This is a genomic window from Martinezella lusitana (assembly GCF_010668395.1).
GTDB lineage: Bacteria > Pseudomonadota > Alphaproteobacteria > Rhizobiales > Rhizobiaceae > Rhizobium > Rhizobium lusitanum_A.
Genome location: NZ_WUEY01000014.1, coordinates 134,455 through 152,794 on the forward strand (window position 1 = coordinate 134,455; position 18,340 = coordinate 152,794).

The 18,340-nt window shown below is 57.3% G+C and carries 20 protein-coding genes; 13 read left to right on the top strand and 7 right to left on the bottom strand.

All coding sequences use genetic code 11. The features are described 5' to 3' along the window. Positions 1-5 precede the first annotated feature (5 nt). Positions 6-323, bottom strand: a complete 318-nt coding sequence (locus GR212_RS25375; protein ID WP_163990736.1) for a PepSY domain-containing protein — start codon at positions 321-323, stop codon at positions 6-8. A gap of 289 nt (positions 324-612) precedes the next feature. Here GR212_RS25375 and GR212_RS25380 point away from each other — a divergent pair, with 289 nt between their 5' ends. After that, entirely contained in the window at positions 613-831 is a 219-nt protein-coding gene (locus GR212_RS25380; RefSeq protein ID WP_163990738.1) for a hypothetical protein, read from the top strand. Positions 832-955: 124 nt separating this feature from the next. Here GR212_RS25380 and GR212_RS25385 read toward each other — a convergent pair whose 3' ends face one another. Further along, positions 956-1,189 carry a DUF2171 domain-containing protein gene (locus GR212_RS25385; protein ID WP_163990740.1) on the bottom strand — a complete coding sequence of 78 codons (234 nt, stop codon included), beginning with the start codon at positions 1,187-1,189 and terminating at the stop codon, positions 956-958. Positions 1,190-1,299: 110 nt separating this feature from the next. Next, a complete protein-coding gene (locus GR212_RS25390) occupies positions 1,300-2,493 on the bottom strand; it encodes an NAD(P)/FAD-dependent oxidoreductase (RefSeq protein WP_246725949.1) in 1,194 nt (397 codons plus the stop codon). Positions 2,494-2,678: 185 nt separating this feature from the next. Between GR212_RS25390 and GR212_RS25395 the strand changes: the two genes are divergently transcribed. Then, positions 2,679-2,981 (top strand): hypothetical protein, encoded by a 303-nt coding sequence (locus GR212_RS25395; protein ID WP_163990744.1) that lies wholly within the window; start codon positions 2,679-2,681, stop codon positions 2,979-2,981. Positions 2,982-3,092: 111 nt separating this feature from the next. Next, positions 3,093-3,305, top strand: coding sequence for a hypothetical protein (locus GR212_RS25400; protein ID WP_348643532.1), 213 nt, complete (start codon positions 3,093-3,095; stop codon positions 3,303-3,305). A 74-nt stretch (positions 3,306-3,379) separates the two neighbouring features. Here the strand turns inward: GR212_RS25400 and GR212_RS25405 are convergent, their stop codons facing one another. Further along, a complete protein-coding gene (locus GR212_RS25405; protein ID WP_163990746.1) occupies positions 3,380-3,658 on the bottom strand; it encodes a DUF2934 domain-containing protein in 279 nt (92 codons plus the stop codon). A gap of 275 nt (positions 3,659-3,933) precedes the next feature. Between GR212_RS25405 and GR212_RS25410 the strand changes: the two genes are divergently transcribed. The 5 genes from GR212_RS25410 (at position 3,934) to ligD (ending at position 8,328) form a co-directional block, all read left to right on the top strand. Further along, the gene (locus GR212_RS25410) at positions 3,934-4,095 is read left to right on the top strand and encodes a DUF1328 domain-containing protein (protein WP_068396316.1); all 162 of its coding nucleotides are present in this window, start codon (positions 3,934-3,936) and stop codon (positions 4,093-4,095) included. Between the two features lie 33 nt (positions 4,096-4,128). Next, positions 4,129-4,386, top strand: a complete 258-nt coding sequence (locus GR212_RS25415; RefSeq protein WP_163990748.1) for a hypothetical protein — start codon at positions 4,129-4,131, stop codon at positions 4,384-4,386. Positions 4,387-4,500: 114 nt separating this feature from the next. Continuing rightward, entirely contained in the window at positions 4,501-4,788 is a 288-nt protein-coding gene (locus tag GR212_RS25420; RefSeq protein WP_163990750.1) for a PCC domain-containing protein, read from the top strand. A 103-nt stretch (positions 4,789-4,891) separates the two neighbouring features. Further along, complete coding sequence (locus GR212_RS25425) at positions 4,892-5,773, top strand: Ku protein (RefSeq protein ID WP_163990752.1); 882 nt, start codon at positions 4,892-4,894, stop codon at positions 5,771-5,773. A 2-nt stretch (positions 5,774-5,775) separates the two neighbouring features. Then, complete coding sequence (gene ligD / locus GR212_RS25430) at positions 5,776-8,328, top strand: DNA ligase D (protein ID WP_163990754.1); 2,553 nt, start codon at positions 5,776-5,778, stop codon at positions 8,326-8,328. Positions 8,329-8,366: 38 nt separating this feature from the next. Here ligD and GR212_RS25435 read toward each other — a convergent pair whose 3' ends face one another. Beyond that, positions 8,367-9,173, bottom strand: coding sequence for a Ku protein (locus GR212_RS25435; protein WP_163990837.1), 807 nt, complete (start codon positions 9,171-9,173; stop codon positions 8,367-8,369). Between the two features lie 226 nt (positions 9,174-9,399). Continuing rightward, complete coding sequence (locus GR212_RS25440) at positions 9,400-10,263, bottom strand: alpha/beta fold hydrolase (RefSeq protein WP_163990756.1); 864 nt, start codon at positions 10,261-10,263, stop codon at positions 9,400-9,402. 383 nt (positions 10,264-10,646) lie between these two features. On the opposite strand from GR212_RS25440, the gene catE reads away from it, so the two are divergent. The 4 genes from catE to GR212_RS25460 all read left to right on the top strand — a co-directional run bounded on the left by catE (position 10,647) and on the right by GR212_RS25460 (position 16,462). Next, positions 10,647-12,791 carry a catalase C gene (catE, locus tag GR212_RS25445; RefSeq protein WP_163990758.1) on the top strand — a complete coding sequence of 715 codons (2,145 nt, stop codon included), beginning with the start codon at positions 10,647-10,649 and terminating at the stop codon, positions 12,789-12,791. A gap of 73 nt (positions 12,792-12,864) precedes the next feature. Continuing rightward, complete coding sequence (gene amyA / locus GR212_RS25450; RefSeq protein ID WP_163990760.1) at positions 12,865-14,349, top strand: alpha-amylase; 1,485 nt, start codon at positions 12,865-12,867, stop codon at positions 14,347-14,349. 379 nt (positions 14,350-14,728) lie between these two features. Then, positions 14,729-15,148 carry a CopG family transcriptional regulator gene (locus tag GR212_RS25455; RefSeq protein WP_163990762.1) on the top strand — a complete coding sequence of 140 codons (420 nt, stop codon included), beginning with the start codon at positions 14,729-14,731 and terminating at the stop codon, positions 15,146-15,148. A 30-nt stretch (positions 15,149-15,178) separates the two neighbouring features. After that, the gene (locus GR212_RS25460) at positions 15,179-16,462 is read left to right on the top strand and encodes an extracellular catalytic domain type 1 short-chain-length polyhydroxyalkanoate depolymerase (RefSeq protein WP_163990764.1); all 1,284 of its coding nucleotides are present in this window, start codon (positions 15,179-15,181) and stop codon (positions 16,460-16,462) included. 15 nt (positions 16,463-16,477) lie between these two features. On the opposite strand, the gene GR212_RS25465 is transcribed toward GR212_RS25460, so the two are convergent. Next, positions 16,478-17,599, bottom strand: coding sequence for an AI-2E family transporter (locus GR212_RS25465; protein ID WP_163990766.1), 1,122 nt, complete (start codon positions 17,597-17,599; stop codon positions 16,478-16,480). 494 nt (positions 17,600-18,093) lie between these two features. On the opposite strand from GR212_RS25465, the gene GR212_RS25470 reads away from it, so the two are divergent. Further along, complete coding sequence (locus tag GR212_RS25470) at positions 18,094-18,309, top strand: hypothetical protein (protein ID WP_163990768.1); 216 nt, start codon at positions 18,094-18,096, stop codon at positions 18,307-18,309. Positions 18,310-18,340 lie beyond the last annotated feature (31 nt).

Sequence of the window (18,340 nt, forward strand, 5' to 3'; positions counted from 1 at the left end):
AGCGATCACTTTGCCATCACGACATTGCCTTGGAAGTCGACAGAGACGCTTCCCTGCTTTCCATCCTTGCTGGCCATCGCCCGCCATACGCCCTGGTCATCGAGTTTGAGACCCGACACGTCGGTGTAGCCTGCGTTTTCGATCCGCGATTTTGCTTGGGCCTCGGTAAAACTGTTTTTGCCAGCCACCGGTGCGCCGGGATTGGTTTCGCCGGAAGTGGGCATTGCAGGAGTGGTCTGCGATGTCTTCGGCGTCTCGCTCTGGGCGAACGCGACCGGGGCCGCCAGACATATGGCAGCAAGGCTAAAAGCCAACTTTTTCATGGAGTTCCTCCGAATTTTGCATCCAGTTGCGGATACTTGGAGGAAACACGTCAGACCCTAGATTGTTCCATCGACTGCAAACGGCGTTATGTCCGTCAATGAAGGCCACACGAACTCAAGCATCCCTTCCGAGCAATAGTCGGCGCTATCGACGAGCACGCTGAACCTCTCGCCAAAGCGATGCGAAGCTAATTTGACTTTGCCGAGCGCCGTCCAAACTGCCGATGGACCGGCCAAGACGGAACTTCTTGGAGCTAGGCGGATTACCCTAGACACCGGAGGAACATCAATGTCCAATGACAAGTCGCCAGCGGTCGAATCGATGAAACAGGAACAGGCCGAGCAGCGCAAAAAGAACGCCAAGGGCTCACTCGAGAAAGGCCTGGAAGACACCTTTCCAGCATCGGACCCTGTATCGACAGCTTCCCCGGGAATCCCATCGGGACGCGCCGATGCGGATGAAGCCGATCGCGTAAAGAAGAATTGGGATCCCTCCGCGAAGCGATAGTGGTTGAGGATATCAAACCAACGCAAGAGCAGAGTGCGCTATCGCCTCGATATAGCTCGAATGCCGTGCGATGATGCACAGGAATGGGGCCACAGAGCAATGACCATGGCCCCTTCACGATCTGTCAGTTGATCGAAGACCATTGGCTACGGACATAGTCCGAATTTTTCGTCAGATGGACGTGGGCGTCGACGTGATCGACCCAATCGATCGGGATCAGATGGTGCCGACCGTCGTCGAAGCCGTTTTTGGTAAGCTTGATGCGGCTTTCTCCATCCATGTGGTCGACGGTCCCGACATGGATGCCATCTGCCGCGATCACTTCCATATGTTCGGCAATCTTGTCTGCGGAAATCATTATGGCCTCCTCTTGTGTTGGCCTTACCCGAACGCCCGCAACAGCCTATAGTTCCCAACGTTGGCAAGCGTCTCATCCGCACAATGACGGCCGCTGAACTCTTGATCGCCTCAGGAAATAGGAAACAGATCCCAATCGGTATCATGATGCCCAAGGATCTCGCCCGCGATCAGCTCGGCTGCGATCTGACTGAATGTGATGCCATTTCCCCCGAAACCCATTGTCACGAACACGTTCTTCATGTGAGGGACACGTCCAATCATAGGCAGGCCATCAGGTGTAACGGCAAAGGCCGCTGACCATTTGAATTCCGGCTTCCCAATCGCTATGCCTGTGAGGTCCGCTAGCTTTTCGACCAGCGCCTTCGTCTTGCGCGCGCGCTTCGTCTGGTCCTTGTAAGCGTCTTCACCATTTTCATCTTCTCCCCCAAGAATGACCCTGCCGTCAGGTGTGGATCGAAAATAGAGATACGGATCGGATCCTTCCCAGACGAGATACTGATCCAGCCACTCCGGCCGTTTGAGCTTGGGCCGGCTGGCGAGAGCCCAAGTGGAAATCACCTTCTGGCTTTTGTTCGCAAGCGATTCCAAGAATTCGTAACCCGTGCAGAACACGACCTGTCGCGCCGACAGCATGGTTCCTTCCGACGTCGAGAGCACCACATCCTCGTCAAATGCCCTGACATCCTTGATCTCGACGCTGGAAGCGATTTCCGTGCCATGCATCGCGGCGCGCCGGAGAATTCCCGCTGTCAGTTGCGCTGGATTCGCAGAGGCAGAGATCGTGCTGTCGATCGCGGCCGTGCGAACGATCTGGAACTGTTCTCGTAGCACTGAAGCACCTAGAAGCTCTGCCCCGATGCCCGCTTCGCTCCTCGCCTCCCATTCCGCCTTCAATGCACGCGCGCCGTATTCCTCCCCTGCCAGAAACAGGCTCCTTTTTCGCTGGAACGAGCATTTGATATTGAGATCTTGTACAATTCCCGCGAGTTGCTCCACCGCGCCTGCCGAACGCTGCCAAACGCGCTGAGCGTTCCTGACCCCCATCGATTTCTGAAGCACATGCAGAGGAACATCGATTTCATGCTGGATCATCGCCGTGCTTGCTAGGCTGCTCCCCTGCACGGGTGACCGGCGATCGACCACGAGGACGCGCAGATTTTTCCCGCTCAGTGCATGCGCCATAAGGGCACCGCTTATGCCGGCACCGACAATGATCACGTCATAGGCGTTGTGAGCAATAGTTTGGCCCGTTTTGATCGATCCGCCGCGGATGGCGGCCCATAGTGGCTGGTCGCGGCGCAAGGCATATCTTTGCGTCAATGGTGCGGAATTGTCCAAAGCAAGCCCTGTTAGTGGAAGACCGTATCAAACTACTGCCGTTAACGGCCCAAAGTTGCTGAGGTTCCCGAGAAATAAAATCTGAATATTTCGAAACAACTTCAAGGCCGGCGAGTTTGAACATGACAACAGAAGAGAGGAAATATCCAATGTCTACGAAGATGATCGCTGTGTGTGTCCTTTCAATTGGCATGGCCACCGCCGCCATGGCGCAGCAGTCCAGCTCCAGCGGCTCGGGCAGCGGCAATGGCGCAGGCACCGGCTCGCAGAGCGGCGATACGTCCAATGGAAACGCGGGTACGAACGGCGGCGACACGTCCGGCAGCCATGCCAATTCCAATGGCCAATCCCAGGACTGCAACGCGGTGAAGACCGGTAAGAACACCACTCAGAGCAATAGCGCGCAGGATAGCCAGACGAACGACAAGACCTCCACCAAAAAATGCCAGTGACGAAACCCATGGAAGGGCCGCGAGAGCCCTTCTCCTCGCCGTTGCAAGCCATTTCGTGTCAGCAAACAGGCGGTGGGTTGCAGACGTCATCGATCCTTTTCGAGGACTAGAATGATGAACAACAGCGCTCAGGACCTTGCGAACGAATATCTGCGTCTGGGTGGACGCAGACTTCTGGTGATGGACGATAACATTCTATCGACCAAAAGCTGGGAAGGTGATCCGCCGGAAGCCGAGACTTTTTGGAAACAGGAAATAGAGGGGCTCGCTCCCAGGCGCCGCAACGAAGTCATGTCCTTTTTGCCCTCAATCAATGTCACCTAGAGCGGCAGGTGGCCAGGCTTCAGGCCTATCATCTTCGACGCCGCCGAGCGGCGCCATCCTCCTGAATTGGACATTCAGGATTTCGTATAGTGATCAACGTCCAGCGGTGTCACCGTTCTTCCGTTTGGTGGCGACCGGCCAAAATCTCCGCTTTCGCCAGCGGCATGAAGCATGGCTTCGTCATCACGGTCGTCCTCATCAATCAGATCCGTCAGCGTCTCATGCTCATTGTCTTCCTCTAGTTCATCGGCGGCTTGCAGCCAATGGCGCATTGCCGCTCCCTCCGGGCGGCCTTCCTCCTCCCATAGTTCGTAAGCGCGGCGGCGGATCTGTTCGTGCTTGTCAGTGGCCATCGTTCCTCCTCACCCAAGCGGGTTATCTGCCAATCTATTCTGGCTTGGTAGTAACTCGGCCTTCCGGCCTTTGTTCCGAGTATCATCGCCAATAACGAAGCCTTCAAATCCGACGTCGGCGGCGGTCGCCAGCGGGTCTGTTTGAACGCGTCACCAAGCATGAATACGCGCCTCAATATCGTTGTGATTCAATAAATTAATCGACCTCCTGTTCATGGCGAGGAACCAAGCGTGGTTTGCGTCGTTTTCCCATCGTAACAACTGTGGAGGCAAAGATGCTCTATTACGCGCTGGTATTTCTAGTCGTGGCCCTGATAGCAGGCGCGCTCGGGTTCGGTGGCATTGCGGGTGCATCGGCGTCAATCGCTCAAATCCTTTTCTTCATCTTCCTCATATTGTTCGTCGTATCGCTCGTCATGCGCCTGGCAAGACGGTAAGCGCCAGGAGGCGCCGGAATGGAGGGTAAGGGGATGACTGTTACCTACCATGTTGGAAAGCACGATGGCGGATATGGCTACCGCCTTGGAGACGTTTGGTCTGAGACCTTCCCGGACCACGACACCGCGCTTGCCGCGGCCAAGGCGGCGGCCGAACGCCAACATCTCGAAGGTCGCGATGCCGAGATTGCCTATCAGCTTCCCGATGGCGGCTGGCATACGCAACATGCCGCTGGCGGAGACCGCCCCGATACCAGCGTTATTGATGACGAAGGCGGACGAGCCTCATGAGCAGATTGGCGGCATCATGCCGATGGTGATAGGTGCGAATTGCTTTTCGAGGCCAGTCCAAGCGGATTTGCCGATTGCCCAATCCCGTGACGCCAATATGGCAAGGAATTCCTCATGAACTTCAGAAAAATCAGCGAGGTAGACGGCCAAAAGACCTACGTCATCGTACTCGACACCAACGAAGAAGCCTATTCCGCGCTCGCAACATTTGCGACGGGTGATGACGGCAAGGCGAGCCTGCATCTCCATGCTGTCCTTGGCCTGAAGGATGGCTCGACCCGCAGAGGCCATTTTCTCGACGGAACCGTTCATTCGACATTAGAGGCAACTATTGTCGAAGCGCCGAGCCATCTTCGACGCAGCCATCAAAAGGATCTTGGGATTGCCCTGATCGATATTTGATTTCCTTTCGCGCCGATGCCGCCAAGGCAGGCGCCCTCTGCCGCCCGAGGAACAATGCTCGGCGTGTCTCGTTTGATTCCGAGTGTCGATCTGGAGTTGTCATATGGCCCCGCGCGCGCAATGGAAGGGATTTCTGAAATTTGGTGAGGTGAGCTGCGCGGTCGCCCTCTACACCGCCGTTTCGACGTCGGAGCGGATCTCCTTCCATACCCTCAACCGGGAAACCGGCAATCGCGTGAGGCGGGAGTTCGTCGACAGCGAGACCGGAAAACCGGTGGAGCGCGACGATCAGGTCAAGGGCTATGAGATCAACAAGGACGACTACATCATTCTTGAACCCGACGAGGTCGCCGCTGCCGTTCCGGAAAGCGACAAGATCCTCCACGTGACGGCGTTTCTTGCGTGCTCCGATATCGATGACGTTTATTTTGATCGGCCTTATTATCTCGCTCCTTCAGCCGCCGCCGGCGAAGAGGCCTTTGCGCTGATCCGCGAAGGAATGCGCAAGCAGAAGGTCGCCGCGATCGCCCAGACAGTTATTTTCCGGCGCCTGCGGACGTTCATGATCCGCGCGCATGGAAAGGGCTTGATCGCCACGACCTTGAACTTCGACTACGAGGTTCGCCCGGTGGACGAGGCCTTCGAAGATGTGCCGGATATCAAAATCAAGGGCGAGATGCTCGATCTCGCCAAACACATCATTGCCACGAAGAAAGGTGCATTCGACGCGAGCGCGTTCGACGATCGCTACGAGGCGGCGCTCACCGAGCTCGTCAAGGCCAAAGTCGAAGGCAAGCCGATCCCGGTACGCAAGCCCACCAAAGTGACCGATGTCACCGATCTCATGGAGGCTCTGCGAGAGAGTGCCGGCTTGCGCAATGGCGGCAAATCGAAACGGGCAACGACGAAGTCGGGTTCTGCGCGTGGAAAGACAGCGAAATCGAACCCGCGGACACCGTCACGGCGTGAGCGCAAGGCGAGTTGACAATGGCGCTAGAGGATTACAACCGTAAACGCGATTTCGGCAGAACAGCAGAGCCGAAGGGCCGGGCGGCCAGAAAGCGAAAGCCTGCCGGCAGCAGCTTCGTCATTCAAAAGCATGCGGCGCGCCGGCTTCATTATGATTTTCGCCTTGAAATGGATGGCGTGTTGAAAAGCTGGGCCGTCACCAGGGGACCGAGCCTGGTCGTCGGCGAGAAGCGGCTCGCCGTACAAACGGAGGATCATCCTCTGGAATATGGCGACTTCGAAGGCACCATCCCGAAGGGTGAATATGGCGGAGGCACCGTCATCGTCTGGGATCGCGGTTCCTGGACGCCGCTCGGCGATCCCCATAAGGGTTACGCCAAGGGCCATCTCGAATTCGAGCTGCATGGAGAAAAACTGGGAGGTCATTGGCATCTGATCCGTATGGCCGGAAAGCCACGGGACAAGAGAGAAAACTGGCTGCTGATCAAAGGAGAGGACGATGCGGCCCGACCGGAAGGCGCGCCCGACATACTCGATGAGCGACCGGAATCGGCCAAAACGGGCAGAGAGATTGACGAGGTCAAGGGAGAAGAGCCAGGTTGGTCCTCCAGGACGGGCAGGATCGATCGCAGGAAACCCAAGCCGAAGAACAAGCCCGAACCCACTCCCCCCGATGCAGCGCCCGCCCTCGCCGAACCGTCTACCGTGAAAGGTGCAAAAAAAGCGGCACTCCCGACCTTCGTCAAGCCTGCTTTGGCAACTCTGGTGTCAAAGCCGCCGCTCGGAGCACGCTGGCTTCATGAAATCAAATTCGACGGCTATCGGCTCGAGGTTCGCATCGAGGCCGGCCGCATCAAGTTGCTGACCCGCAGCGGCCTCGACTGGACGGCAAAGTTCGGCAAGGACATTGTCGGCGCCTTCAAAAGCCTGCCAGTCGGAGCGGCCATCATCGATGGAGAGCTGGTGGTGGAGCAGGCAGCCGGCGCTTCGGATTTCTCCGCCTTGCAATCGGATCTCAGCGAGGGCCGCAGCGATCGCTTCGTCTTCTACGCGTTCGATCTCATCTTTCTCGACGGCTATGATCTCCGGGCTTGCCCGCTGGTCCAGCGTAAGGAACTACTGCAGGAGATCATACCCGCGGAGACCGGGACCCTGCGTTTCAGCAGCCACTTCGATGCGAATGGTGATCTGTTGTTGAAGCATGCCTGTCGGCTCAGCCTGGAGGGCATTGTTTCCAAGGTGGCGAGTGACCCTTATCGATCTGGGCGCGGAAAGACATGGGTCAAATCGAAATGCTCGTCGCGCCAGGAGTTCGTCATTGCCGGCTGGGTCGCCTCCAGCACCTCCAGAAAGGCTATCGGATCGCTGGTCCTTGGCGTCTATGACAAGGGCAAGCTCGAGCACGTCGGCCGCGTCGGCACGGGTTTCAGCAATGTCGTTGCCGAGCAGCTCTTCAAAAGACTGAGCCGCCTGAAGGCCGACCAAAGCCCCTTTGCGGCGACACTGACCGCCGAGGAAAGTCGAGGCGTCCGCTTCGTGCAGCCCGATTTGGTGGCAGAGGTCGAATTCCGCACATGGACAGCCGACGGGCATTTGCGCCACGCCTCTTTCCGCGGTCTGCGCGAAGACAAGGATCCCTTGGAAATCGTGCGCGAGGTGCCGAAAGCTGCGGCGAAGGCACGGGCAACACCTGTCCGACCCAACGTGACCCTGACCCATGGCGACCGCCTCTATTGGCCGGACGAGGGTGTGACCAAGGCTGGGCTTGCCGATTATTATGCTGAAGTCTGGAGCCATATGGGGCCGTTCATCGTCAGTCGACCCTTAGCGCTGGTCCGTTGCCCGAACGGGATCAATGGCCAGCACTTCTTCCAGAAGCACGCGTGGAATGGCATGAACCGGAATATTGCCCTTGCCAAGGATCCTAAAGACGAAGAGCCCTATGTCAGCATCAACGGTCTCGATGGGCTGATTGGCCTGGTGCAGGCAGCGGTCCTTGAGATTCATCCATGGGGATCGATGATCGGCAATTGGGAGAAGCCGGACACCATCGTCATGGACCTCGATCCGGGGCCTGGTGTCAATTGGAGCGAGGTGATTGCTGCGGCGGAGGAAACGCGAGAGCGGCTGATTCAGGCAGGGCTTACCCCCTTCGTCAAGACATCGGGCGGCAAGGGTCTGCACATTGTCTGCCCGCTCGTGCCGAAAGCTGAATGGCCAGAGATCAAAGCCTTTACGAAGGGTATCGCCGATGCGATGGCATCTGACAGCCCCGGACGTTGCGTCTCGACCATCGCCAAATCGAAACGGAAGGGAAAGATCCTGATTGACTACCTTCGCAACCAGCGAGGTGCCACGGCGGTGGCGCCATATTCGACGCGCGCCCGTTCGGGTGCCGCGGTTTCCATGCCTCTGTCATGGGATGAACTTAGCGCCGCCATCGGGCCTGACTATTTCACCGTGCTCAACGCGCCGGCAAGGCTTGGCGCACTTCGTTCAGACCCATGGGCCGAATTCAAGACATCGGCCGTGCCGCTACGTGCCGAGAAAAGACGGAAGCGCAGCGTCTGAGGCCGGCCATTCTCACGGGATTAACGCAACCTCGACCCCTACCGTTTCTTTGCGCCGGCTTCCTGCGAAAGGCTCTTTCGAAGCGCGTCCATGATGCTGATGACATTGCCGGGCGCCGCCTCTTGATCGGCTCGAGCCTTTGCGGGGCGTTTGCGGCCCTTCTTTCTGGATGCGATGATGTCGAGCAGTTTTTGCTGCACGGGATCGGCAACCATGCCGGGATCCCACGGCTTGGTGCGTTCCACGATCAGTTTTCGCATCATAGCCAGCAGCTTCGAATCCACTGATTTCGCCTCGATATCGCCGAAATAGTCCCCCTCGCCGCGCACTTCATCGCCAAATCGCAATGTCCATAATATGATACCCTTGTCTAGTGGTTCCAGCATGACCGCCCGCTCGCGGCGGTACATGACCAGCCGCGAGATTCCGATCATTTGCGTGGCCGCCATGGCATCGCGGATGACACAATAGGCTTCCTCACCGACGGCATCATCCGGCGTCAGATAGTGCGGCGTGTCGAGCCAGATCCATTCGATACTGTCGCGCGGCACGAACAGCTCAATGTCGATCGTGCGCGTGCTCTCAAGCGCCACCGCATCGAGTTCGTCGTCCTCCAGCATGACATAATCGCCCTCGCCCCGCTCATATCCTTTGACCTCATCATCTTCGTCCACGGCTTTACCCGTAACGTTATCGATGTAGCGGCTGACGATCCGGTTGCCGGTGGTTCTGTTAAGGGTGTGAAAGCGAACCTTTTCGTTTTCGGTCGTTGCCGGCGCCATCGCAACCGGGCACGTCACGAGCGAGAGTTTCAAATAACCTTTCCAAAATGAACGGGGAGCCATGAGTTTCCTCCTATACCGGAAGTGAACGGGCTCACCTGGGCTTAGTTCCCCGATTGACAATGCAATCACGGACCCGACTCGGTGCGCGCCGCCGCCGCCCTCGTTCAGATCACGATTGCTGAGGATGAGGGCAAGCGGTGGCGATGCATACGCCGATCGACCCGCGGGTTCCCTATCGACCTATTCAAGCCGAGCCACTCGATACCAGGCGAACCAATGCCACCGCTCAGCGCTCTCGAAAGAAATGCAGCAGCGCGTCCGAAAGAGCGGTCGGATTCTCCTCCGCAACATGGTGGCCGCTGTCGATAGCGTGGCCGCGAACATTGTTGGCCCAGGAGTGCCATATCGCCAAAGGGTCGCCGAAATGCATCTCCAGATCGTCGCGGCTCGACCATAGACAAAGCAAGGGGCAGGCGATCTTTCTTCCAGCCGCCCGGTCCTCCAGTTCTTGCTCCCGATCCACGGTAAGTCCGGCCCGATAATCCTCGATCATGCCGTGAACAACAGCGGGATCATGAATCACAGCGAGAAGATCGGCATAGGCGTCATGTCCCATCATGTCGGGAGCAATCTTGTCGTACCACGCCAAGGGTTTGATATTGATCGCGCGCTCAGGCTTTTCCGGCTGCGCGAAGAAGAACCAGTGATACCAATCGCGGGCAAACTGCCAGTCCATCCTGTCGAGATGTTCGATGATGGGAATGCTGTCTATAACGGCGACCTTCTCGATGATGTCGGGGAAATCCATCGCTAGCCGAAACGCCACGTAGCTGCCGCGGTCATGCCCCGCAACCGCGAACTTCTCATGCCCGAGCGTCTTCATGAGATTGAGACAATCACCCGCCTTGGCGCGTTTTGACGACCCATTACTGTCTTTTTCATCCCCAGGCTGAAACGACCTGCCAAAGCCTCTTAGATCAGGACAGACCACGGTGAAGTGCGGCGAAAGTAGATCGGCGACGCTGCCCCATGTCATGTGCGTACGAGGATGCCCATGGAGCAATAGCAGCGGCGGTCCCGAGCCTCCATATCGAACACGCAAGGTCCCCGCCCCCACATCGACCATGGCAAGCTCGAATCCTTTGAACACATCTGCCTCCCTGATCTAACGAACACGCTTGCGTCAATGGCATTGAGATGTCCGAAAGGACGGGCTGTCATTGGGATAGCCTCGTTCGGGGCATATCCGGTAACGGCGCGTAACCGCCGATGTTCCAACTGATTTGGGGCGCTCCTCTTCGACGTCTCCTCGTCCCGACGCCTTGGCCACGGCACGATGACGTCGAAATGCCTCAGCGCGATCATGGGAATACCCGGTTGCCGACATCGAAGGGCGCACAATTCTCAAAAGATGCCGGAACTTTAGAAGCGATCGACGGTTTGATAGGTATAGTCCTCGAAACTCTGATCGGATTTCTGACGGCCTTTTGTTTCGCTGGTGTCCTTCAAACTCAAAACATGCAGGAGGCCCAGATGGCCAAGAAAACCAGTGCGGCATCGCAGGCGCCGAAAGTCACAACTGCGACCATCCACGACCAGAAGCTTCTGCGTGGCGCCGGCGGAGAGCTTCATCAGATTGCAGAAGGCAAGGCTCCCGTTCTGACGACGGCCCAGGGTGGACCAGTCGCCGACGATCAGAACTCGCTCCGCGTTGGTCCTCGAGGGCCTCTCGTCGTGGACGACTTTCATTTTCGGGAAAAGATTTTCCATTTCGACCACGAACGCATCCCGGAACGGGTCGTTCATGCGCGAGGCTATGGTGCCCACGGGTATTTCGAGACCTATGAGTCTCTGGCTGCCTATACCAAGGCCGATCTCTTCCAACGCCGTGGTCAGAAGACCCCGGCTTTTGTTCGCTTCTCCACGGTCGCCGGCAATAAAGGTTCTGCGGATCTGGCTCGCGACGTTCGCGGCTTTGCGGTCAAACTTTATACTCAAGAGGGAAATTGGGATCTCGTCGGCAACAACATCCCGGTCTTCTTCATCCAGGATGCCATCAAATTTCCGGACCTTATCCATGCGGCCAAGCAGGAGCCGGATCGCGCATTCCCTCAAGCCCAGACCGCTCATGACAACTTCTGGGACTTTATCAGCCTGACACCTGAAAGCATGAACATGATCATGTGGATCATGTCGGACCGAACCATCCCTCGCTCCCTGCGTTTCATGGAAGGCTTCGGCGTTCATACGTTCCGACTGGTCAATGCGAAGGATGAGTCGACCTTCGTCAAGTTTCACTGGAAACCGAAGCTTGGCCTTCAGTCGGTTGCCTGGAATGAAGCCGTCAAGATCAACGGCGCCGATCCCGATTTCCATCGTCGCGACCTCTGGCACGCGATCCAGTCGGGTAATTTTCCCGAATGGGAATTGCAGGTCCAGCTCTTCGATCAGAAATTCGCCGACAATTTCGATTTTGACGTGCTCGATCCGACCAAGATCATTCCGGAAGAGATCCTACCGCCGCAACCGATCGGCCGCCTGGTGCTCGATCGGATGCCCGACAATTTCTTTGCAGAAACCGAACAGGTCGCCTTCATGACCCAGAACGTTCCGCCCGGTATCGATTTCAGTAACGATCCGCTGCTGCAGGGCCGCAACTTCTCCTACCTCGACACGCAATTGAAGCGCCTCGGCGGCCCGAACTTCACCCATCTGCCGATCAATGCGCCGAAGTGTCCCTTTGCGCATTTTCAGCAGGACGGCCACATGGCGATGCGAAACCCGACCGGCCGGGTGAACTACGAGCCGAACTCCTCCGGGGAAGGGCCGCGGGAGTCGCCCACACGAGGCTATCGTCACTTCCCGGCGGAAGAACAGGGAACGAAGGCCCGCCTACGTCCCGAAAGCTTTGCCGACCATTATAGCCAGGCCCGGCAATTCTACATCAGCCAGACCGCACCGGAACAACGCCATATCGCATCCGCCCTGACGTTCGAGCTGAGCAAGGTCGAAACGCCCGCGATCCGCGAACGCATGGTGTCTCATCTTCTCAACATCGATGAGACGTTGGCCAACACCGTTGCACAAAAGCTAGGGTTTCGGGCGATGCCAAAGCCGGCGGACGCTGCAGTTCCGACCCGTCAGGATCTGGCGCCCTCGCCGGCGCTTAGTATCGTGGAACGCGGCCCGAAGCGTTTCGAAGGTCGCAAGCTCGGCATTCTAATCACCGATGGCGTCGATATAAAGCTGTTGAAAGGGCTGACTGCGGCCATCACGGGAGAGAAGGCCGTCTTTGAACTGATCGCGCCGAAGGTCGGTGGCGTGAAAGCATCCGATGGAACCTGGATCCAGGCTCACCACATGATCGACGGCGGGCCATCGGTTCTTTTCGATGCGGTGGCACTACTGATATCGGCTGACGCGATTGCCGACATTGTTAATGAAGCAGCGGCGCGTGATTTTATCGCGGACGCCTTCCAGCATTGCAAGTTCATTGGCTATGACCAATCAGCCATACCGTTGCTGGAGAAAGCCGGCATCGACAGCGAACGTGATGAAGGCGTTCTTCCGCTGCCCGGCGATGGGCCGTCTGCCTTTGTCTCGGAACTCGGGAAGCTGCGCATTTGGGATCGAGAACCCTCGGTGAAGCTCGGCAATGCGCCGGTCCCGATCAGGTAATCGGCGGCGTCACGTCAGCACCATTCTTACCCCAAGCCGATAGACGGAGCCTGATAGAAAGATGAGGAATCCATTGACCCAACGCACCTTGCTGCAGTTCTTTCATTGGAATTATCCGGACGGGGGCCACCTTTGGGACGAGGTCGCGCAAAAAGCCGAGGATCTCGCGGCCATGGGCGTCACCGATGTCTGGCTGCCGCCTGCTTACAAAGGAGCCTCGGGTGGTTATTCCGTTGGCTATGACACCTACGACCTGTTCGATCTCGGCGAATTCGATCAGAAGGGAACGGTTGCTACCAAATACGGCGATCGCCCTGCCCTTGAGAATGCTTGCCGAACCCTGGAGAACAAGGGCCTTCGCGTCATCCACGACGTCGTCCTCAATCACAAGATGGGCGCCGACGAGGAAGAGAACGTGCGGGTTCGTCGTGTGGATGCAGAAAACAGGCTCCAGATCGAGGAAGAGGAGTTTCGAGCGCTCGCCTACACCCGCTTCACCTTTCCCGGTCGTCAGGGAAAGTACTCCAAGTTCATTTGGGACGCGAAGTGCTTCAGCGGCGTCGATCACATCGAACAGCCGGATGAGACGGGCATCTTCCGGCTCGTCAATGAATACGGCGATGGCGAGTGGAATGTCGAGGTCGACGACGAGCTTGGTAATTTCGATTATCTGATGGGAGCCGATGTCGAGTTCCGAAACAAGGCAGTTTATGAGGAACTTAAATATTGGGGTCGATGGCTCGCCGAACAGATCCCCACGAATGGATTTCGCCTCGATGCGGCCAAGCATATCCCTGCCTGGTTTTTCCGCGATTGGGTCGGCCATATGCGCGACACGGTAGATCCAGACATTTTTGTCGTTGCCGAATATTGGCATCCCGATATGGAGACCTTGAAGAGCTACCTCGACCTGGTCGACAAGCAGCTCACGCTGTTCGATGTCGCGCTCCACCAACGCTTCCACGACGCCTCTCAAGGTGAGAGCTTCGACATGCGCACGATCCTCGATGGATCGCTGGTGTCGGCTTCACCGGATCATGCCGTTACGCTGGTCGACAATCACGACACGCAGCGAGGCCAATCCCTGGAGGCGGCAGTCGAGCCCTGGTTCAAACCGCTGGCCTACGCGTTGATCCTTCTTCGCGAACAGGGCGTGCCGTGTGTCTTCTATCCGGACCTTTACGGCGCGCAGTACACCATCGAAAACCCAAATGGCGGCGCCGAGCAGATCGACATGCCGGCGATTGCCTGCCTGCCCAAGCTCATCGAGGCGCGGTCGCGATTTGCGAATGGGCCTCAGACCGACCTCCTCGACCACAGCTCATGCATCGGCGTCGTCCGACATGGCAGCGCCGAGGCACCGGGATGTGTTGTCATCATTTCGAACGGCGAGCGAGGTGAGAAGATGGTTGACCTGGGTCCTGATCAGGGCGGCGTCGCGTTTCGCGATTTTCTCGGTCATCGGGACGATCAGGTGACGACGGATGAAACCGGTAAGGCGGCATTTCCGGTTGACGGAGGTAGCGTCAGCGTCTGGGTACGAAATGATCAAGTTTAACTTGAGGGACTTTGCTTGACGCTACGGAAGAGCGGCATTTTGCCCTCTGGTTCGAGCCTCAAGTCGATCGATAGCGAGCGCTCACGCCGCACTGCCTTTCTGTTTCCGACATAGCGCATGCCCAATCGCCGCCAACGATCTTGGCAATATGCCCGCGACCAAGCTGTTACGGTTGAAGAGGTCGTGAAGGCTGCAAACAACGCCGAGCGGCCCGGGCCGTCGGCGTGAGTCCCGTTAAAGTCGATAGCGTCTGCTCCAAAGATGCCCGATTTACGTCAGGTGAGGTGACATAATTTTAGTCCAAGCGATTCATTTTAAGGATCGCTCTTGTAAACCATCTATATACCATCCAATTAACATCCATACGGATGGAGTTAATATGTCAGGCGACGTTTACAAGTTCCGCGACAAGAGCGGCGAATCGGAGAAAATTACGATCAATCTCGGCTATGTCGATCTCGGTCGTATCGATCTTCTCGTCCAGGAGGGCTTCTATTCCAATCGCAGCGATTTCATCCGAACAGCGATCCGAAGCCAGCTTGCCGCCGAAGGCGAGACCGTCAAGCAATCAATCGTCCGACAAACCCTGGAACTGGGGCTGCGGGACTACAGCAAGGCCGATCTGGAAGCAATCAGGGCGGCCGGAGAGCGACTTCATATCAAAGTGGTCGGACTGGCGCGCATCGCGCCAGATGTCACCCCCGAGCTCGCCTTGGCGACGATCGAATCCATCACCGTGCTCGGCGCCCTTCAAGCCAGTCCGGAACTAAAAGCGGCACTAGCCAAACGCATTCGCTAAGACTACAGGCCGCCCAACAAGGACATCGACATGAATGACGATTTCTTCATTGCCATGAGGCGGGCGGCGTCCTCGACGCGCGCCTTGAACCTTGCCGAGGCGACACGCGTGATCCAAGATGCACTTGTCGGCCGTCCAACCTCCAGGCCTCGCGCAACTTCAAAGCCGGAGATCAACCCCACTCCTCCGTCGCATCGTTCGAAACCGTTCTCGATCGACCCCAACGCCGAGATCGTCGAGCCGGGAGCAACGCCAAATATCCAATCCAGCGAACCGCTTGGCAGCGCTGCAACCTCGCAACGGATGCGAAAGCCCCTGGGAGAAACATTGCGGATCCTGCGCGAGGGAAGGACGCGCGCTGGCATATTCGGATCGGTGCCGGGCACACGCTTGTCCGGACTGGAGAAACATAGCCCCTCTCCCGCAGCGGAAGGCAAGTCGCAGTTTCTTACGCGATCCTACACGTGCGCGGCCGGCACCCGAAGCTACAAGCTCTACATCCCGGCAGCCGAGCGGGACCCGCCGCAAGGATTGATCATCATGCTGCATGGCTGCAAGCAGGACCCCGATGACTTCGCCACAGGTACGGGCATGAATGCAGTTGCCGAGGCAAATGGCCTTCTCGTCGCCTATCCCCGACAGACTGGAACGGCAAACCCGTCATCCTGCTGGAACTGGTTCCGACCCACCGATCAGAAGCGCGGCGAGGGGGAACCCTCAATCATTGCAGGAATTACGGCAGAGATCATGTCCCGGTTCGGCCTGAATGGGAGCCGGGTTTTTGTGGCGGGCATGTCAGCTGGCGGCGCAATGGCCGCCGTTATGGCCGAGACTTATCCTGATCTGTACGGTGCCGTGGGCATTCACTCAGGGCTAGCCTATGGTTCAGCGAGCGACGTCATGTCGGCCCTCTGCGCCATGCGCGGAGATTCAGGAGCTATGTCGAAACCACGAGCAAGCTCTGCATTTGGGGTTCGCACGATCGTCTTTCAGGGAAGCGATGACCGCACGGTGCATCCTTCCAATGCCGAGCGGATTGCCGCATCAGCCACCTTGCAAGGCACCGGCTACACCACCCAAACACAAACCGACCGTTCCGAAGGCGGGCGAGCCTACACGAGGACAATCGTTATGAATCCGGAAGGATTGTCTACGCTGGAATACTGGCTCGTGGACGGCACCGGCCATGCCTGGTCTGGAGGCAATGCCGGCGGGTCGTACACCGATCAGCACGGTCCAGACGCAACAAGCGAGATGGTGCGTTTCTTTCTTGGAAATTCCAGGCAAGGCTTCGCAGAGAAATATCGTCCCTGAGCGGCATGGTCTCGACTATTCGTCGCCGCTGAGGAAATGCCCGATAGCGGCAAGCGGGCGAATTCCATCGCAGACGATTTTCGTGATGGCAAGCATCGGTACCGCCAAGATCGCTCCAGGCACTCCCCACATCCAGAACCAGAAGATCAAGGCTATGATCACAAGCACTGGATTGAGCGTGAACCGCCGGGCGAGAAGAACAGGCGTGACGATTTCGCCCTCGGCGATATGTATCGCCAGATAAAGCGCCGCCGGCAGAAGAGCCAGCCACAGCGTATCGATCACCAGCAAACCGGCCAGCAGGAAAATGCAGATGCCTAGAAGCGGCCCCATGATCGGGACGAAGTTGAGCAGGAAGGCTGTGACACCCCATAGGACCGGATCACCAAGCCCGGTCAGCCACATGGAAATACCGGTGGCCAAGCCGACAGCTGCATTCATGACCGTGATGGTCACCAGATAGGCGGAGATGTTCCTCTCGACATCCTGAGACAGCTCGACGACCTGTCGTTTTTCCTTGAAATTGGGTAGTATCTCCACCATCCGTTTCAGGAACGTGCTTCCGGAGACAAGCAAGAAGAACAATATGACGATCGTCTCGAAGAAGCTGGCTGCAAAGTGAGTGGTGCCTGCAAAAAGCGTAGCAGCGATGGTAGATCCAGAGCCGCCATTCGCTCCCGATCCCTGCTGCATAAAGCCGTCAACCTTATGCAAGAATGTCTGCAATGTATCGACGGGTTCATTGAGAAATTTGAGACGCTGCTGCAATCTGGGAATGCCGTCCGGTAACTTCGCAGCCCATTCCGTCGCAGGACCGGATATTGCTGCGCCAATCGCGACAATGGCTCCGAAGACCAACAAGATCAGCGCCAGTGCCGCAAGGCTTCGTGGAAAACCGAGTTTCTCCAACAACCGCATGGCCGGCTGGAACAGGAGTTTGAGAACGAGCGCCAAGACGATCGGCAGCACAATCTCGGCTGCTACATAGGCAAGACACAAGACAGCGAGCACCACCAGTATCGCCAGCAGCACGACGACCGGATTTGAGGGTAGATCGAGCGACCTTCCTTGCACATCTGCAGCGGTTTTTGGCTCCGTCGTTTTGATAGCCGGGTCAGTCTTGTCATCAATCGTCATCTGCACTTCCTTCGACCGCGCTAAGCGGGACGGCGTGACCGGCAAAGTTCCGACCGCTCAAATTGAAGCAGACAAAACTCTGCTCAAAGGACTTCTTCTGCGGGCATGCCCGTTCCGCACGCGGGGCGTTTCATGGCTTCTTACACTGACTTGGATGCCTTGTTCGCGCGAGCTGTTCAGTTCGCCAATATGTTCTCTCTTCTGGCTCGATGGCAAGAGCCCTATGGCCTTGCGGCTCCGAGCAGGCATTCGGAGCCCATTTCCGGCTACCTCTGCCAATGACAAGAACTGCTTCTTGCCGGCCGCGGTGCCACTGAACGGCGCTGCCCGCGTTTTTGTTCCCTGCCCGCAACAGTATTCAGGGCGATACAGCTTATAAATCTAACTGCTGCGGTCTCGCTGCTTACGCGTGCTTCCTTGCGATATTTTGGCTCCGGTGGAACTTTCGGCCACGGTATCGATTTGCATCATCGAAACAGTGAGGAGAAATCGGCATGAATACACAACGGGCCTTCGAGCGACGAAGACAAGTAAGGGGCGTTCCTTACTCGCTGGCGGAGTTTCAGAAAAAGTACAGCCTGGACGATGGTATGGCCGAAGATCTTTTCATTCGGTTTGGCCCATCGGCGATTGAGCTTGATTTGTTGATGAAGGCGAAACGTCGGGCACCTTCCTTTAGTGAACTGACGAAAGACATGCCGCACCGATAGAGGTCGTCGGAGGACACTCTTTGAAGATGTC